Genomic DNA, 15,614 nt, shown 5'->3' with positions numbered 1-15,614 from the left:
CGTTTACGATTTGTTAGGAATTCGTCATCGGGGCGTTAGTCCCGGCCTCTAATCGTGCCGCCCATGGCCCCTTCGGCCACCCCGTTTCACGTTAAAAAGGCCAAAGAGATGACGACCACCCAAAACTCGATCGCCAATCCCATCGAAACCTCTTCCGACTGGCTGCTGACCATTCCACGCCTGTCGCAAAATCAGGGCATTCTCGTTTCGCCGAACGGTACCGGCATGGCGACCTCCTACAGCCTCGTCTACGACGTTTATTTCCCGAAAAACGATTCCACCGGCTGGATGCCCCTGCTGCAGACCGACCTTACCAACCTCAGCGACGGCGATATTTTCGGCAAGGCAAGCGGTGACAGCTATGGCCTCGGCATCAGCAGCGATTATCGCGGCACGGCCAAGCTGGACGCCTGGAACCGTATCGGTCTGACCATTGAAACGGACGCCAGCGGCGCGGTTTCGATGAAGAAGTACATTAACGGCGAATTTATCGCCGACCAGAAGATTGCCGCATCCAGCGCTGGCCGCTTCGCCATCGACATTTCCAAGGGCTTCCTGATCTTCTCCGATGAGGACGGCGAGACCTCGCCCGGCTATCTCAGCAATTTCCTGTTCCTCAAACAGGTTTTGACAAGCGAGGAAATGTCCTATCTCGGCGAGGCCAAGGCCTCCGGCATTTTGCCGGTCGAGATGAAGTCCGAGGCCGAAAAGGTCGGTGTCCTCGAAGTCGGCTTTGCCCAGGGTTCGGCCGCGCCGGTCATGGGTTCCGGCAAAGTTACCGGCAGCGGCACAACACTTGAATTCAAGACTCCGGCCCAGGCCGGCATTCTCGCCATCGGTGAAAAACCCGCCGTCGATCCGGTCGCTGTCGTCAAGACCTCCGCCATCAAGGACATGATGGTGACGCCGGATGCGGCCAATGCGACGATTGACCTGTCGAAGCATTTCTCCGGTGAAAAGCTCACCTTCACCGTCCAGAACAGCAAGAACGAGACGGTCAGCGCGGTGCTGAAGGACGGCAACAAGCTGGTGCTCGATTTTGCGGCTCTCGGCCATTCCGATATCCGCGTGACGGCCACCGACAGCGCCGGCAAGAGCATCACGGATGATTTCCGCGTGCGCGTCGCCGGTCCGAACGCCTATACCATTGCCGTCTTCCCCGACACGCAGGACTATACCTCCAATGACGGCATCAAGCACCTGTTCGGCCAGATGACGCAATGGCTGGTCGACAATCGCGATAGCCACAAAATCGTCTTCATGAGCCATGTCGGTGATATTACCCAGAATAATAAACCCACCGAATGGGACATAGCCGAACCGGCGCTGCGCAAGCTCGACGGCAAGGTGCCTTACGCGCTGCTGCCCGGCAACCACGATCAGGCGAATGGCGGAACTGCCGCCGACCATAGCTCGGTCGAACTGGACCGGCGCTTCTCGGCGGAAAAGCAGGCCGCGACCAATCCCGGTGTCTTCGGCGGCGCCTACGATCAGGAACAGGCCGCCGCGCGCAACACCTACAGCACCTTTACCGCGCCTGATGGCACCAAATGGCTGTCCATCTCGCTCGAATTCGGCCCGCGCGACGACGTGATCCGCTGGGCAGGCGATGTCATCGAGAAATTCCCCGATCACCGCGTCATGCTCGCCACCCATTCGCTGACGAGCTATGCGACGCGTCAGGACAATCTGGCCCTGCCGCTTTACGACGAAGGCGCGGGTTACGACTATGGCATGCGCACCGATCAGCGCGGCGCGAATGACGGCGAATATGTCGCGCGCGCCCTGCTGTCGCGTTATCCAAACATCGTCATGACCTTCTCCGGCCATATTTTCGGCGACGGCGCGGAAACCGACATCACCTACAACCAGTATGGTGAGCCCGTCTTCCAGTTCCTGGTCAACTACCAGAACGGCGTGTCGCGTGAAATCACCGGCAACGGCATCGAATCCCGCGGCAATAATGGCGGCAACGGCGCAATGCGCCTGATCACCATCGATCCGGACAATAACCGCATCACCACCGAAACCTATTTCACCGCCTTCGACGACTATCTCGACGGTTACCGCACCAAGCCGGAACTCGACCGCGACGGTCTCACCGGTTATTATCGCGGCCATCAGGAAGTGTTCGAGAATGTCTACGTCGGCAAGGGCAAGGCGCGCGCCATGGCCGAGGCCGGCGACGATATCCTCGCCGATGCCGTTGCCGGCGCGTCTTCCGCCAGTGTAGCCCTGTCCGGCGCGAAATCCCTGCGGGCAGGCGACATTCAAAGCTTCGTCTGGACCGACAGGAATGGCGATATCGTTGCCGAAGGCAAGGAAGCGGTGGCCGATCTCGCTCTCGGCAAGCACAAGCTGACGCTGACCGCCACGGATGTGAACGGTATCAAGACCAGCGATAAGATCGATGTTCTGGTGCGCGGCGACCGCACCCTGCTCATTGAAAACTTCAACGATGGCAAGGCCGAGGGCTGGGCCACCGATTTCGGCGCTGCCGATGGCAATACCGGCCGCTTCCTGCTGAAGGGCACGGTGTTTTCCCGTCCGACAGCGACCGCCGGTCTTGCCGCCCCCGAGGCAGCACTTTTCGACCAGAGCGATGCTACCGGCAACAAACTCGTCTATATCGGCGCTCAGTCGGCGACATGGAGCGACTACGTATTCGAGGCGACGCTGACGCAGCTCGATAACGATGCGATGGGCGTCTACTTCTACTATAAGGACGCGAACAACTATTACCGTTTCGCCATGGACGGCGAAACGAACCGTCGCCAGCTCGTCAAGGTCGCCGACGGCAAAGCGACCCTGCTTGCCGAGGTCAACGAAGGCACGCCTTACAATATGGAGATTCCGCTGACCGTTGCTGTGGTCGGCGGCGCCATCAACGTCTTCCTCGGCGACAAGAACGTCTTCGGCGGCCCTGTCATGGATGCGAACGCTCCGCTTTCCGGCGGCACTGTCGGCGTCTATTCCAGCGGCCAGCGGGCTTCGGTCTTTGACGATATTGTCGTCACCCGCGCCGTCACGACCGCGAAAGCGGGCATCGACCAGAGAGCCTATGACGTCGATGGCGACGGCAAGGCGTCCGTCACGCTCGACGCGTCGGGTTCTTTCGGGCCGGAGCAATTGACCGGCTTCGTCTGGACGGACCTCAAGGGCAATGTCGTCGCAACCGGCAAGAAGGTCGATGTCGCTCTCGATACGGGCGTTAACAAGCTGCTGCTTAAGGTTACGGCTGCCAATGGTTCCGTTTCGACGGATCGCATCGACGTCACGGTCGTGGACCGGACGAAAATCCTCGTCGCCGAGGATTTTTCGTCGGCCGAGGCGATGGCTCGCTTCAAGATCGTCGACGAGGGTGAATTCGGCGGTATCGGAGCGGATGGCAAGACCTCCGAATGGTTGATCTCCAACGGCAAGCTGCTCCAGACGACGGAACTTGCAAGCCGTGAACTGACCTGGACCGGTGCAACCGCTCCCGACTATTACAAGCGCGGATGGAGCCCGATGGGCGACGGTGTCAACGTGCTGCGTCTCGGCACCTACGCCCTGTTCAACGATCCGGCGGCGCTTGCATGGACGGATTATGCCATAGAGGCGACGTTCCAGACACCGGACAAGGACGGCCTCGGTTTCCTGTTCCGCTACAAGGACAGCAAAAACTACTACAAGCTGGAACTGGATGCCGACGGCATTCTCGACCGTAAACCCGGCAATGGCGCCGGCAGCATCTTCAACCTTGTGCGCATGAAGAACGGTATCGAGGAAATTCTGGCGCAGGTGCCGGGCAAATACGAGTCGGGTCAGGCGATGAAGCTTCGCGCCGAAATCGTCGGCGACAAGATCACCGCCTTCCTCAATGACGAGGCGCTGTTTGCCTATCCGATCGGTGACCGGGGACTCGATGCAGGCACCTTCGGCCTTTATTCCTGGGGCAATGCCGGCCTGACCTTCGATAATCTCACCGTTGTCGATCTTAAATCCGGTCTCGACGCGGGCAAGACCCTGACCGGCACGGCCGGCCACGACATGCTCCTCGGCACAGCCGCCGACGAGACCATCCTCGGCCACGGCGGCAATGACGAGCTTCAGGGTTTTGGCGGCAACGACCGTCTGGATGGCGGCGAGGGTGACGATGCGCTCTCGGGCGGTACGGGCAATGACGCGTTGTCCGGCGGCGCCGGCAATGACGAACTGTGGGGCGATGCCGGCAACGATATGATCTCCGGCGGCCTCGGCGACGATTTCATCGAGGGCGGCAAGGGCAATGACCTCTTGATCGGCGGCGATGGCTCGGACAGATATCGTTATGGACGCGGCGACGGTTCCGACGAGATCCTCGAGACGGCCTCGGCCTCCGGCGCAATCGACCGGCTGTCGCTGCACGATATCACCAGAAGCGAAGCGGTGCTGCGCAAATACGGCCAGTCCGTGGAAATCGAGCTGGCGGATGGCGAAAAGCTGACTTTGCGCAACCAGCTTGCCGATGGCGGCATCGAAAGGCTGTCTTTCGCAGATGGCAAGGTTTTGAACCGCGACGATATCGTCAAGGCTCTCGTCAATCGCGGCCCGGCGGCAGCGAATGATCGGCTGGCGGCGGTGAACGAGGACGCGCCGTCCGTCCTCATCACCTTTGCCACTCTGCTCGGCAACGACCGCGACGCCGATCTCGACGGCCTGACGGTCACCGGCGTCTCGGGGCCGGTCGGCGGCATGGCGGTGCTGGAGGAAACCGGCATCCGCTTCACGCTTGCGGCCGATTTTAACGGTGAGGCGGCCTTCCGCTACAGTATCGCCGATGGCCGCGGCGGCTCCAGCGAAGCGACGGCCGCCTTCACGGTCAAGCCGGTCAACGATGCGCCCGTCGTCTCGGCCGCCGCTGTCGTAACGGATGAGGACAAGGCCGTCAGCGGCAAGCTCGTCGCCGCCGATATCGACGGCGACAGGCTCGCCTTCGCCCTGAAGGGCGATGCCGTCAACGGCGCCGCCCGGATCGATGCGGAAACCGGCGAGTGGACCTATACGCCCAATGAGAATGTCAACGGAACCGGCAGCTTCACCGTCGTCGTTTCCGACGGCAAGGGCGAGGTGACGGAGAGCATCGTCACCGTCACCATCAAGCCGGTCAACGACGCGCCGGTCACGGTCGCCGATGCGGTTAGCGTGGGAGAAAAGGATCGCGGCGTCTTCGATCTCGTGGCCAATGACACCGATGTCGAAGGTGACCGCCTGACCCTGGTCGGCGTTGCGGTGACGGCCGTGGCCGGTCTTGCCCTGACGAAGGAGCAGGCGGCGGCAGCCTTCTCCGTGGTGGACGGCAAGCTCGTGGTCGATCCCTCCTCGGCCTTTGCTAAGCTGGAAGATTATGAGCAGGCAACCGTCTCGCTCACCTATACCGTGCGCGACGCCAATGGCGGTGAATCGACGGGCGCCACCACCGTCACCGTGGATGGTTATACCGAATATAACATTGTCGAAGGCGGCGATGGCGATGACGTGCTGATCGCAACCGGCGGCAAGGATATGATCGAAGGCGGCGCCGGCGATGACAGGCTGTCTGCCGGCGGCGGCAACGACATGGTGGATGCCGGCGACGGCAATGACCGGGTTATCGCCGGCGACGGCCACGACGATGTCTATGGCGGCGAAGGCAATGACGTGCTGATGGGCGGAGCAGGTATCGACGTGCTTTACGGCGACGGCGGCAATGACGAGATGAGCGGCGGGTCTGGCAACGACGTGCTGGCCGGCGGCTCGGGCAACGATGTGCTGACCGGCGGCAGCGGCGCGGATACCTTCGTCTTTACGGCCGGCACCGGCCGGGATGTGGTGACGGACTTCCAGGCCGGCGCAGACGGCAAGGATGTCGTCATGCTCTCCAAGGATGTCTTTGCCGACTATCAGTCGCTGATCGCCTCCGGCGCCTTCACCGACGGTGAAAACGGCGCGGAGATCGCCTTCAAGGACGGCTCGACTGTCACCTTCGATGGCGTGAAGACCGAGCAGTTCGTCATCGACGACTTCCGCTTCGCCTGAACCGCAAAGGGCGCATCCTCCGGGATGCGCCCTTTTCTCGTTCGCGGGCGGTTGTCACGGGCGTGTCATCGCCGGTTGCCGCCGCCACGATCTCAACGGATAGTAAAATGCGTTATCGTTCCGCCAATAATAATGTTCGCCAGGTCAAGGGCGTTTTCGCCGGCTGCGCCGGTGCTTTCATCGGCATCGGCCTGATGAGCGCTCTGGTCAATATTCTTTATCTCACCGGCTCGCTGTTCATGATGGAGGTCTATGACCGCGTCCTGCCGAGCCGCAGCCTGCCGACACTGGTGGCGCTGTTCGCCATCGTGGTGGTGCTTTATGCGTTTCAGGGGCTTTTCGATGCGGTGCGCGGGCGTTTGCTGGTGCGCATCGCCGATCGGCTCGATCAGCTTTTGTCCTCCCGGGTTTACGATGCGGTGATTGGCCTGCAATTGCGCATGCCGGTGAGCGGCCGTCAGGCGCAGCCGCTTCGCGATCTCGACACGATCCGCTCTTTCCTGTCGGGAAGCGGGCCGACCGCGCTGTTCGACCTGCCCTGGCTGCCTTTTTACATTGCCATCTGCTTCGCATTCCATTTCTGGCTCGGCGTCACGGCGCTTGCCGGCGCCGTCATTCTCACCGTGTTCACGCTGATGACCGAGCTGGTCTCCAAGCGTCCCGTGGAAGAGGCCGCACAACATGCTTCCCGGCGCAACAGGTTGATCGAAGCCACCCGCCGCAACGCCGATATCATCGCCGTCATGGGCATGGGCGCGCCGCTACGGGATCGCTGGCAGGCGGATAATCGCGCTTATGTGCGCGAGCAGCGCTCCGCAAGCGATATCGCTTCCGGCTTCGGCGTGGCGAGCAAGGTGCTGCGCATGGTTCTGCAATCCGGCATTCTGGCCGTCGGGGCCTGGCTGGTCATCAACGAGCAGGCGACGCCCGGCATCATCATTGCCGGTTCCATCCTGTCCGCGCGGGCGCTTGCGCCGGTCGATATCGCCATCGCCAACTGGAAAGGTTTCATCGCCGCCCGGCAAAGCCGCCGCCGGCTTGAAAAAACTTTGGCGTTGCTGCCGGAGGCCGCGATGCGCATGGACCTGCCCGCGCCGCAGGCGCTGCTGTCGGTCGAGCGCGTCAGCGCCATTCCACCGGAGACGGCGGAGCCGGTTCTGCAGGATATCGCCTTCACGCTTTCGGCCGGCAGCGGCCTTGGCGTGATCGGGGCGAGCGGTTCCGGCAAGAGTTCGCTGGCGCGCCTGCTTGTCGGCCTGTGGCGGCCGCTCAAAGGCTCCGTCCGGCTGGACGGTGCGACGCTGGAGCAATGGCCGGCCGAGGCGCTGGCGCGCCACATCGGTTATATGCCGCAGGCGATCGAATTGCTGGACGGCACCATTGCCGAAAACATCGCCTCCTTCGACCGGCAGGCAAGTTCGGACAAGATCATCGCGGCGGCGCGCGCGGCGCGCATTCACGATCTCGTCGTCAGCCTGCCGGATGGTTATTCCACCGAAGTGGGCGAGACGGGGCGGCAATTATCGGCGGGGCAAAAGCAGAGGATCGCCCTTGCGCGGGCGCTTTATGGCGACCCTTTCCTCGTCGTGCTCGACGAGCCGAATTCCAACCTGGATTCCGAAGGTGAGGATGCGCTGACGGCGGCGATCCTCGGCATTCGCGAGCGCGGCGGCGTAGCCGTCATCATCGCCCACCGCCCAAGCGCGCTTCTGGCCGTGGACAAGGTGCTGATGCTCGCCGATGGCCGCCAGCAGGCTTTCGGTCCGAAGGAGGAGGTTCTCGCCAAGGTGCTGCGGCCGGTCGGCGGCGCGGCGGGCGCCCTCAAGGTCGTGCAGGCCGTGGAAACAGGAAAGGCATGAAGATGGACGAATGGCAGACACTCAAACGCTCGATCCGCAGCCACCTTCTCGTTGGCGGGCTCGGCTTTCTCACGCTGACGGGCCTGCTTGGCGGCTGGGCGGTTGGCACCGAGATCGTCGGCGCGGTCATCGCGCAGGGTTCGCTGGTGGTGGAAACCAGCCTGAAAAAGGTCCAGCATCCGGTCGGCGGCGTCGTCAGCGAATTGATGGTGCGTGATGGCGACCGGGTGAAGGCCGGGGATGTCGTCATGCGCATCGATGCGACGATGACGCGGGCCAATCTCGCCATCATCGTCAAAAGCCTCGATCAATTCATCGCCCGTAAGGCGCGGCTGGAGAGCGAGCGCGACCGGGCCGGCAAGGTGGTGTTCCCGCAGGTCTTGCTCGACCGGAGCGGCGATGCCGAGATCGTCGCGATGCTGGACGCAGAACAGCGTCTTTTCGAAACCCGCAGGGCTGTTCGCGAAAGCAAAAAACGCCAGCTCGAACAGCGTGTGCAGCAGCTTCGTGATGAGATCGCCGGCATGGACGCCGAACGCGCGGCGAATTTTCGCGAACAGGGCATGGTCGACGAGGAGTTGATCCGCTTTCGTTCCCTGCATGAAAGAGGCCTGATGGAAAAAAGCCGCCTCAGCACGCTGGAGCGTCAGGCCACGGATATTGACGGCGATATCGGCCGGCTGATGGCGGGCATTGCCGGGGTCGAGGCGAAGATAAGCGAAACCGCGCTGCAAATCCTTCAGATCGACGAGCAATGGTCGGAGGAGGTCGGTTCCGATCTGCGTGAGATGGACGCCCGCATCGGCGAATATGTCGAACGACGGGTGGCGGCCGAAGACCAGTTGAAACGTGTCGATATTCTCGCGCCGCAGGATGGCGTGGTGCATCAATTGGCCGTGCACACCGTCGGCGGCGTCATCGCGCCGGGCGAACAGATCATGATGATCGTGCCGGAGGTGGACAAGCTGGTGGTGGAGGCCAAGGTTGCGCCGCAGGATATCGACCAGATCTATTACGGCCAGGCGACAAACCTGCGCTTCTCCGCCTTCAATCAAAAAACGACGCCGGAAATCACCGGAACGGTGGAGCGCATTTCGGCTGACGTGACAGTGGATCAAAAAACAGGCGCCAGCTATTACGTGGTGCGCGTCGCCACCTCGCCGGAGCAGATAAAGCGGCTGGGCGAATTCAGTTTGATGCCCGGCATGCCGGTGGAAGCCTTTATCACGACAGGCGAAAGAAGCGTGCTTTCCTATTTCCTCAAACCGCTGCTGGATCAGGCCAACCGCAGCTTCCGCGAGGTTTGAGCTTCCGGCTTGCCGGTCGCCTAGGCCCGCCCTGTGTTACAGGGCGGGCCGAAATGGGTTTTGCGGCAGGCCGGAACGGCTTTCGAAGCGGCCTTCCATTGAAGCAAAAGAAAACGCCGTGCATCCTAACGCACGGCGTTTTCTTTTATCGAACCGGACCGCGATCTTCCGCGGCCCGGAGCTTTTGCGAGAGATCAGCCGATCTTCACATTGTCATCGCGCTTGATGGCGATGAGGGCCGAGCGCGGCAGCTTGCCTTCGCCATCCGGGAAGGGAGCGTCGGGGTGCTGGATGCCGACGAAGTGGGTGCGCTTGTCGCCGGACCATGTCTGGCCGGTGACTTCGGAACCCTTCGGGGCGGTGAGGAAGCGCTCGATACGGCCGGTGGCCGGGTCACCCGCCAGCATCTGGTTGTTGCCCTGGCCGGCGAAGTTGCCTTCATTGCTGTCTTCGCCATCGGTCTGGATCCAGAGGAGACCGGTCGAGTCGAACATCATGCCATCAGGCGAGTTGAACATGTTGCCTTCGTTGATGTTCGAGGAGCCGGCAAAGGCGTCCTTGTGAACTGAAGGGTTGCCGGCCATGCAGAACAGGTCCCACTTGAACTTGCCGTCCGCATGGTCGTCATTTTCCGGATACCAGCGCACGATCTGGCCGTATTCGTTCTTTTCGCGCGGGTTGGCGGCATTGATGGCCATGGCGTCGCCGCCGGCATTGGCGCGCAGCTTGCCATCCTTCATTTCGCCGCGGCGGCTGTTGTTGGTCAGCGCGCAATAGGCTTCGATGGCGACCGGGTTGATGGCGACCCATTCCGGGCGGTCCATGGTCGTCGCGCCCACCTTGGAAGCGGCCTGACGGGTGAAGACGCAGATTTCATCGATCTTCATGCCGGTGGTCTCAGGTGTGAGAGCCACCCACTCGCCGGCGCCGTCATCGGCGAATTTGGCGACGTGAAGCGTGCCTTCGTCGAGCAGCTTCGAGGTGTCGCCGCCCGGCACGTAAATGCCGTTGGAGACGAATTTATAGAGGAACTCGCCACGCTCGTCGTCACCCATGTAAACGACCACACGGCCGTCACGGGCGATCACCACGGCGGCGTTTTCGTGCTTGATGCGGCCAAGCGCAGTGCGCTTGATCGGGGTGGAGGAGGCATCCGAAGGATCGATCTCGACCACGTAGCCTGCGCGGCGCGGCTCGTTGGGGTTCTTGGCAACGTCGAAACGCGCGTCGAATTTCTCATAGGCATAACGGGTCTCGGCGACGATGCCATAACGCTTGTAATCGTCAGGCAGCTTGAAGGCGGCGTCGGTGGTGCCGAAATAGCCGTTGAAATTTTCTTCGCAGGTGAGGTAGGTGCCCCAGGGCGTGCGGCCGGCGCCGCAATTGTTGAAGGTCCCGAGACAGTCGATGCCCTTCGGGTCAGCGGCAGTCTTGACGAGGTCGGAACCGGCGGCCGGGCCGGAAAGCTTCATCGGCGTATTGTGGTGGATACGGCGGTTGAAGGGGCTGTCGAGAACGATCTTCCAGCCGTCCTTGTCTTCCGCGACTTCCATGACGGTGACGCCCTGCATGTTCTGCAGGATTTTCACGTCGTCGGCCGTCTTCGGGTTGCCCTTGTCAGTGTGCGGAAGGTTGATTTCGGGGTTCACATATTCATGGTTGACGGCGATCAGCTGGTGGCTGCCGACCACAAAGAGTTCCATGCCGTCGGTGTTTTCACCGAAGACCTTGTCGGAGTTTTCAACGCTGACGCCCTTGGCGGGGTCGAGATCGGGAACGTTGGAGAACAGCGGCTGGCCCCATTTCGCCAGCGGTTTCCAGTTATAACCTTCCGGGACATGGATGGTGTTGTCGGTGGCGGCGGCAACCGGCTTGAAGGGGAAACGGCCGATGGCGGCTTCCTGCGCTTCGGCCGAAGTGCTGCTCATCAGGTTGCCGAGCGTGCCCATGGCGGCCGCGGCCGAACCGAAGGCAAGCACGCCGCCCAGAAAGCCGCGGCGGGAAATCGCGGTTTCGACAACGCGGTCGAAATCGGTTTCGGCCGGCGGCGGGTTCTGCAGTTCGTCCCACTCGTCCCAGGACAATTTGCTCGTATCGATGTCGGTCATAGTCTGTCTCCACCGTTGCTTGTTTGGAATCATTCCAGCAAGGTGCCTACCGTCCCAATATTTCATGCGGATGACGGAAAGAGCAGTATCGACGGTCATTTTCCCTGCGCCGGGGCCGCTTTTTTCGTCAGCGCCCGATCAGGATGCGGGTGACGAGAAAGCCGTCAAAGCGGCAGAAACGGAAGGGGATCTCCGTTCCTCTGCGCCATTCGCCGCCTATGTCGGCGGTCAGCCGCAGCGAGGCCGAGCCGTTGTCGTCGAAGCCGGATAATTCCGCCGCCTCGAAAAAGAAAAACCGTTTCACTGTCGGATAAAGCGCCTTGAACAGGCTTTCCTTGGCCGAAAAAATCAGACCGGTCATGAAGGGGTCTATGGCGTTGCCGAGGCTGTGGCGTTCATTCGCCGTCAGGGCCTGCGTGGCGATATCGCAGGCCTCCTCCTCGGTCAGGAGCCTTTCAATATCGATGCCGATGCCGCGGAACCGCCCGGAAGAGCCGGCAAGGGCAATCGCCCGCTCGTGGCTGTGGGAAATCGCGCCGATCACGCCTTCGGGCCAGAGGGGCGCGCGGTCCTCACCCATGCCGGGAAAGGTGGAGCGGCCGGTGAGGCGGCGGATGGCCTCGGCCGCGCATCTGCGCCCGGCGATGAATTCCGCCTTGCGTCTGGGCAGGGCGCGTAAAAGCTGCGGCGGCAAGGGAGGGACCTCGCCGCCGCAACCCTCATCGGCGCTGTAACGAAGGGTGACGCAATGGCAATCGTAGCTGTCGTCCGGCCAAGGCCAGATGGCCTCCGGTGGATCGCCGGAGACGGCTTTGCGATGAAACGCCGTTGCAATGGCCATGTCCGTCACCTTCATCCAGCGGCCTAGATCATGATGTGAGCGGGATGGCGAAACCGCTCACGCTTTTCGCCCTCCCGCTCCCGTTCAGGCCGCAAGCGTTGCGCCGCCATCGACGACGATCTGCTGCATCGTCACATGGCCTGCCTGATTGGAGGCGAGGAACAGCACCGTATCGGCGATATCGTCCGGCCTCGCGATCTTGCCGAGCGGAATGCCGAGCTTGAACTGCTCGGGCAGGCCGGCGACCAGCCGGTCCTTGCCGGAAGGATCGCTCAACATGCCGGCAAGCATCGGCGTATCGGTGGAGCCAGGTGAAACGACATTGCAGCGCACGCCATAAGGCGCAAGCTCGAGGGCGGCGCAATGGCTGAGGCTGACCAGCGCCGCCTTGGAAGCGCAATAGGCCATCATGCCGATGCGCGGCACAACGGCGGCATTGGAGCCGACATTGACGATGGCGCCTCGCCGCTGCCGCTTGAAGGTGCCGCTCCATTGCCGCAGCATATAGAACGGCCCGGCGGCGTTGACATCCATGCAGGCTTTCCAGTCCGCCGGCGTCAGGCTTTCGCTGTCGCCGAGCCGCAAGATGCCGGCGGCATTGACCAGAATATCGAGCCCGCCCCATTCGCTCTCTATCGCCTTGCAGGCCGCCTCCACTGCCGCCGAATCGGTGATGTCGAGTGCGATCTGGCGGAAGGGGGCCCCCACTGTGTCGGCCAGAAGGTCGAGGCCGATGACCTCGGCCCCTTCCTCGATGAAACGTTCGGCGATGCGGCGGCCGATGCCCTGGGCCGTGCCCGTTACCAGCACGCGCCGTCCGGTAAATCTCTGTTGCGTCATCTTGTCCGTCCGCTCAGGCTGCGAGCCGCTTTTCGTCGATCAGCGCCCACCAGGCGGAGAGTGTCGGCACACGGGCAAGCTCATCGAAGCCGACGGTGACACCGCGCTCCTTCAATTCGCCGGCAAGCTTCATCACCTGCAGCGAATCCAGCCCGTAGAAGATCAGGTTTTCATCGGGGTCGATATCGCTTTCATCCTCCACCATCTGCAGGACGCGGGCTTTCAGCCATTCGCGGGTGCCGGTGGCCTCGCCTGCACCGACAAGGCTTGCGGTGTCGATCACCACGCCGCAGCGCGTCGCCACATATTGCAGCGCCATGCGGTGTTCGGCCTCGGAAAAATCGGCGACGCCGTCACCGATCATGAAGGGCTGAATATCCTTCATGAAGGCTTCCACCGCCGTCATCATGCAGCCGATATGGGCGTAAACGCCGCCGACGATGATCTGGTCTCGGCCCCAGCCTTTCATGCGCTCAGCAAGGTCGGAACGCTGGAAGGCGCTGTAGCGCCATTTGGTCAGCACCACGTCGTCGGGTGTCGGCGCGAGCTTGTCGACCACCTTCTGCAATTCGGGATCGACGACGGTGAGACCCGGTCCCCACATGTCGTTCAGGAGCGCGCGGTCGCCCGGCGGCTGGTTATGCGGCTGGGCGGTATAGATGACCGGCACGCCGTTCTGAACGGCCCATGCCTTCACCTTGGCGAGATTGTCGATGAGGGTGGTCATCAGCTTGCCGTCGGTCTGGTAGAACCGCAGGAAATAACGCTGCATGTCGTGGATGAGAAGCACGGCGCGTTTCGCATCGGGCTGCCATTTTGTCTTGTTGGCCGGAAAGCTCGCGGCGACCGGCATCGGATAGTCGGAAATGGTGGGGATCGTCATGATGACCTCGGTTTTTTGCTGCGCCGGCTCGGGCGGCGCGTAATCTTTGGAATGGGGACGCCCTTTTGAGCGTCCCTTTCGGTTGGCGCTGCGTGTCAGGCGCTGATGGCGACGGGGGCTGTCAACAAATCGCGAAGGCGCTTCTTGTCGATCTTGCCGACGGCGGTGAGCGGCATGGCCTCGATGAAGCGCACGCGGTCCGGCAGCTTGTAATCCGCGACGCCGAGACCGGCGAGATGCTGGCGGATGGCCGGCGCCTTGAGCGCGGGATTGCGGGATACGACGAAGACGCAGCTTTTTTCGCCGAGAAGCTCGTCCTGCATCGCCACCAACGCGGCATGGGTGACGTCCGGATGCCGCAGGATCAGGTTTTCCACCTCTTCCGAGGCGACCTTTTCGCCGCCGCGATTGATCTGGTCCTTCACCCGGCCAACGACCCGCAGATAACCTTCGGGCGTGCGCTGCACGACATCGCCGGAATAATAGAAGCCGTCCTTGTCGAAGACCCGGGCGCTATGTTCGGGCGCGCGGTAATAGCCCCGGAACGTGTAGGGGCCACGGGTCGCCAGCATGCCGGCTTCGCTCTCGGGCACGTCGTTGCCGTCCTCATCGACGATGCGGATTTCGTCGTCCGGGCTGATCGGCCGGCCTTGCGTGGTGAAGACGATATGGTCGGGGTCACCGAAGCGGGTGTAGTTCACCAGGCCTTCCGCCATGCCGAACACCTGCTGCAGGTCGCAGCCCAGCACCTCCGGCACCTGGCGGGCGAGCGCTTCGGCGAAGCTTGCGCCCCCGACTTGCAGGAGTTTGAGGGATTTCAGCCGTTCGCGATGGGCGGGAGCCGCCTGCAGCCACAGCGCCACCGCCGGCGGCACCAGCGGCACAATGTCGACGCCGTGTTTTTCGATCAGATCGAAGCAGGCGAGCGGCTCCGGATTGGCGGCCATGACCACCGCACCGCCGGCGTAGAACACACCGAGCGCGCCGGGCGAACTCATCGGGTAATTATGCGCCACCGGAATGGCGCAGAGGAAACGGGTCTGCGGCGAAAGTTCGCAAATCTCCGCGCTGGCCCGGGCGCTGTAGTCGTAGTCGTTATGCGTCCGGGGGATCAGTTTCGGCGTTCCGGTGCTGCCGCCGGAAAGCTGGAACAGCGCCACCTCATCGGCCGCCGAAGGGGCGTAAGCCGGTGGATTTTCGGCCGGGGCTGTCAGCTTCTGCTCCAGACTGCGCTGCGGATCGGTTTCGCCGAGCAGCAGGGTCACGGCAAGCTTTGGAGAGGCCGCCTTCAGCGCCTCCAAAAATGTGTCATCGGCGAAAAGCTCGTGGCTGCGCGAGGCGATCACCAGCTTCGGCGCGATCTGCTCCGCATAGGAGGTCATTTCCAGCCGGCGATGGCTGAAAAGCGCGTTGACGGGGGCGGCGCCGATTTTGACGAGCGCGAAAAAGACGAGATAGAACTCGGCTATGTTCGGCAATTGCACCAGCGCCGTATCCCCCCTGCCGATGCCTGCGGCGGAGAGATGTCCAGCCAGATTGGAGGATTGCCGGTCGAGATCGGCATAGCTGAAACGACGGTCGCCGCAGATCAGCGCTGTGGCGTCCGGCCGGCGCTCCACCTGTTCGGCGAGAATGCCGCTCAGCGGCCGGTCGATCCAGTAGCCGCGTTCGCGGTATCGGCGAACGAAATCCTCGGGCCAGCGTTGGAATTCGATTGTCATGGTTTGTCCCTGGAAA

General features: G+C 62.3%; 8 protein-coding genes. 3 read left to right on the top strand and 5 right to left on the bottom strand.

Features of this window, described 5'->3' with window-relative positions:
• The first annotated feature begins 108 nt into the window (after positions 1-108).
• The 3 genes from L901_RS24765 to L901_RS24755 all read left to right on the top strand — a co-directional run bounded on the left by L901_RS24765 (position 109) and on the right by L901_RS24755 (position 9,205).
• Positions 109-6,039: an Ig-like domain-containing protein gene (locus L901_RS24765; RefSeq protein WP_059760950.1), complete on the top strand. Its 5,931-nt coding sequence runs from the start codon at positions 109-111 to the stop codon at positions 6,037-6,039.
• Positions 6,040-6,146: 107 nt separating this feature from the next.
• Positions 6,147-7,898 carry a type I secretion system permease/ATPase gene (locus L901_RS24760; protein WP_059760948.1) on the top strand — a complete coding sequence of 584 codons (1,752 nt, stop codon included), beginning with the start codon at positions 6,147-6,149 and terminating at the stop codon, positions 7,896-7,898.
• Between the two features lie 2 nt (positions 7,899-7,900).
• Complete coding sequence (locus L901_RS24755) at positions 7,901-9,205, top strand: HlyD family type I secretion periplasmic adaptor subunit (protein ID WP_059761251.1); 1,305 nt, start codon at positions 7,901-7,903, stop codon at positions 9,203-9,205.
• 194 nt (positions 9,206-9,399) lie between these two features.
• Here the strand turns inward: L901_RS24755 and L901_RS24750 are convergent, their stop codons facing one another.
• From L901_RS24750 to L901_RS24730, 5 genes are all read right to left on the bottom strand, one after another.
• Positions 9,400-11,313 (bottom strand): PhoX family phosphatase, encoded by a 1,914-nt coding sequence (locus L901_RS24750; protein WP_059760947.1) that lies wholly within the window; start codon positions 11,311-11,313, stop codon positions 9,400-9,402.
• A gap of 127 nt (positions 11,314-11,440) precedes the next feature.
• Positions 11,441-12,154 (bottom strand): 4'-phosphopantetheinyl transferase, encoded by a 714-nt coding sequence (locus L901_RS24745; RefSeq protein ID WP_020811044.1) that lies wholly within the window; start codon positions 12,152-12,154, stop codon positions 11,441-11,443.
• Between the two features lie 84 nt (positions 12,155-12,238).
• Positions 12,239-12,994, bottom strand: a complete 756-nt coding sequence (gene dhbA, locus L901_RS24740; RefSeq protein WP_059760945.1) for a 2,3-dihydro-2,3-dihydroxybenzoate dehydrogenase — start codon at positions 12,992-12,994, stop codon at positions 12,239-12,241.
• Positions 12,995-13,007: 13 nt separating this feature from the next.
• Complete coding sequence (locus L901_RS24735) at positions 13,008-13,877, bottom strand: isochorismatase (RefSeq protein ID WP_059760943.1); 870 nt, start codon at positions 13,875-13,877, stop codon at positions 13,008-13,010.
• Between the two features lie 95 nt (positions 13,878-13,972).
• Positions 13,973-15,598 (bottom strand): (2,3-dihydroxybenzoyl)adenylate synthase, encoded by a 1,626-nt coding sequence (locus L901_RS24730; protein ID WP_059760941.1) that lies wholly within the window; start codon positions 15,596-15,598, stop codon positions 13,973-13,975.
• Positions 15,599-15,614 lie beyond the last annotated feature (16 nt).

Origin of the sequence: Agrobacterium sp. D14 (assembly GCF_001526505.1) — a bacterium.
In the GTDB taxonomy this organism is placed as follows: Bacteria; Pseudomonadota; Alphaproteobacteria; order Rhizobiales; family Rhizobiaceae; genus Agrobacterium; species Agrobacterium leguminum.
The sequence above is the reverse complement of the archived record's forward strand: the minus strand, read 5'-3'. Positions and strand labels throughout refer to the sequence as shown.

Coding starts and splice junctions, on each gene's coding strand:
- L901_RS24760 (WP_059760948.1), top strand. CDS start 6,147: ATGCGTTATCGTTCCGCCAATAATAATGTTCGCCAGGTCAAGGGCGTT.
- L901_RS24750 (WP_059760947.1), bottom strand. CDS start 11,313: ATGACCGACATCGATACGAGCAAATTGTCCTGGGACGAGTGGGACGAA.
- dhbA (WP_059760945.1), bottom strand. CDS start 12,994: ATGACGCAACAGAGATTTACCGGACGGCGCGTGCTGGTAACGGGCACG.
- L901_RS24765 (WP_059760950.1), top strand. CDS start 109: ATGACGACCACCCAAAACTCGATCGCCAATCCCATCGAAACCTCTTCC.
- L901_RS24730 (WP_059760941.1), bottom strand. CDS start 15,598: ATGACAATCGAATTCCAACGCTGGCCCGAGGATTTCGTTCGCCGATAC.
- L901_RS24745 (WP_020811044.1), bottom strand. CDS start 12,154: ATGGCCATTGCAACGGCGTTTCATCGCAAAGCCGTCTCCGGCGATCCA.
- L901_RS24755 (WP_059761251.1), top strand. CDS start 7,901: ATGGACGAATGGCAGACACTCAAACGCTCGATCCGCAGCCACCTTCTC.
- L901_RS24735 (WP_059760943.1), bottom strand. CDS start 13,877: ATGACGATCCCCACCATTTCCGACTATCCGATGCCGGTCGCCGCGAGC.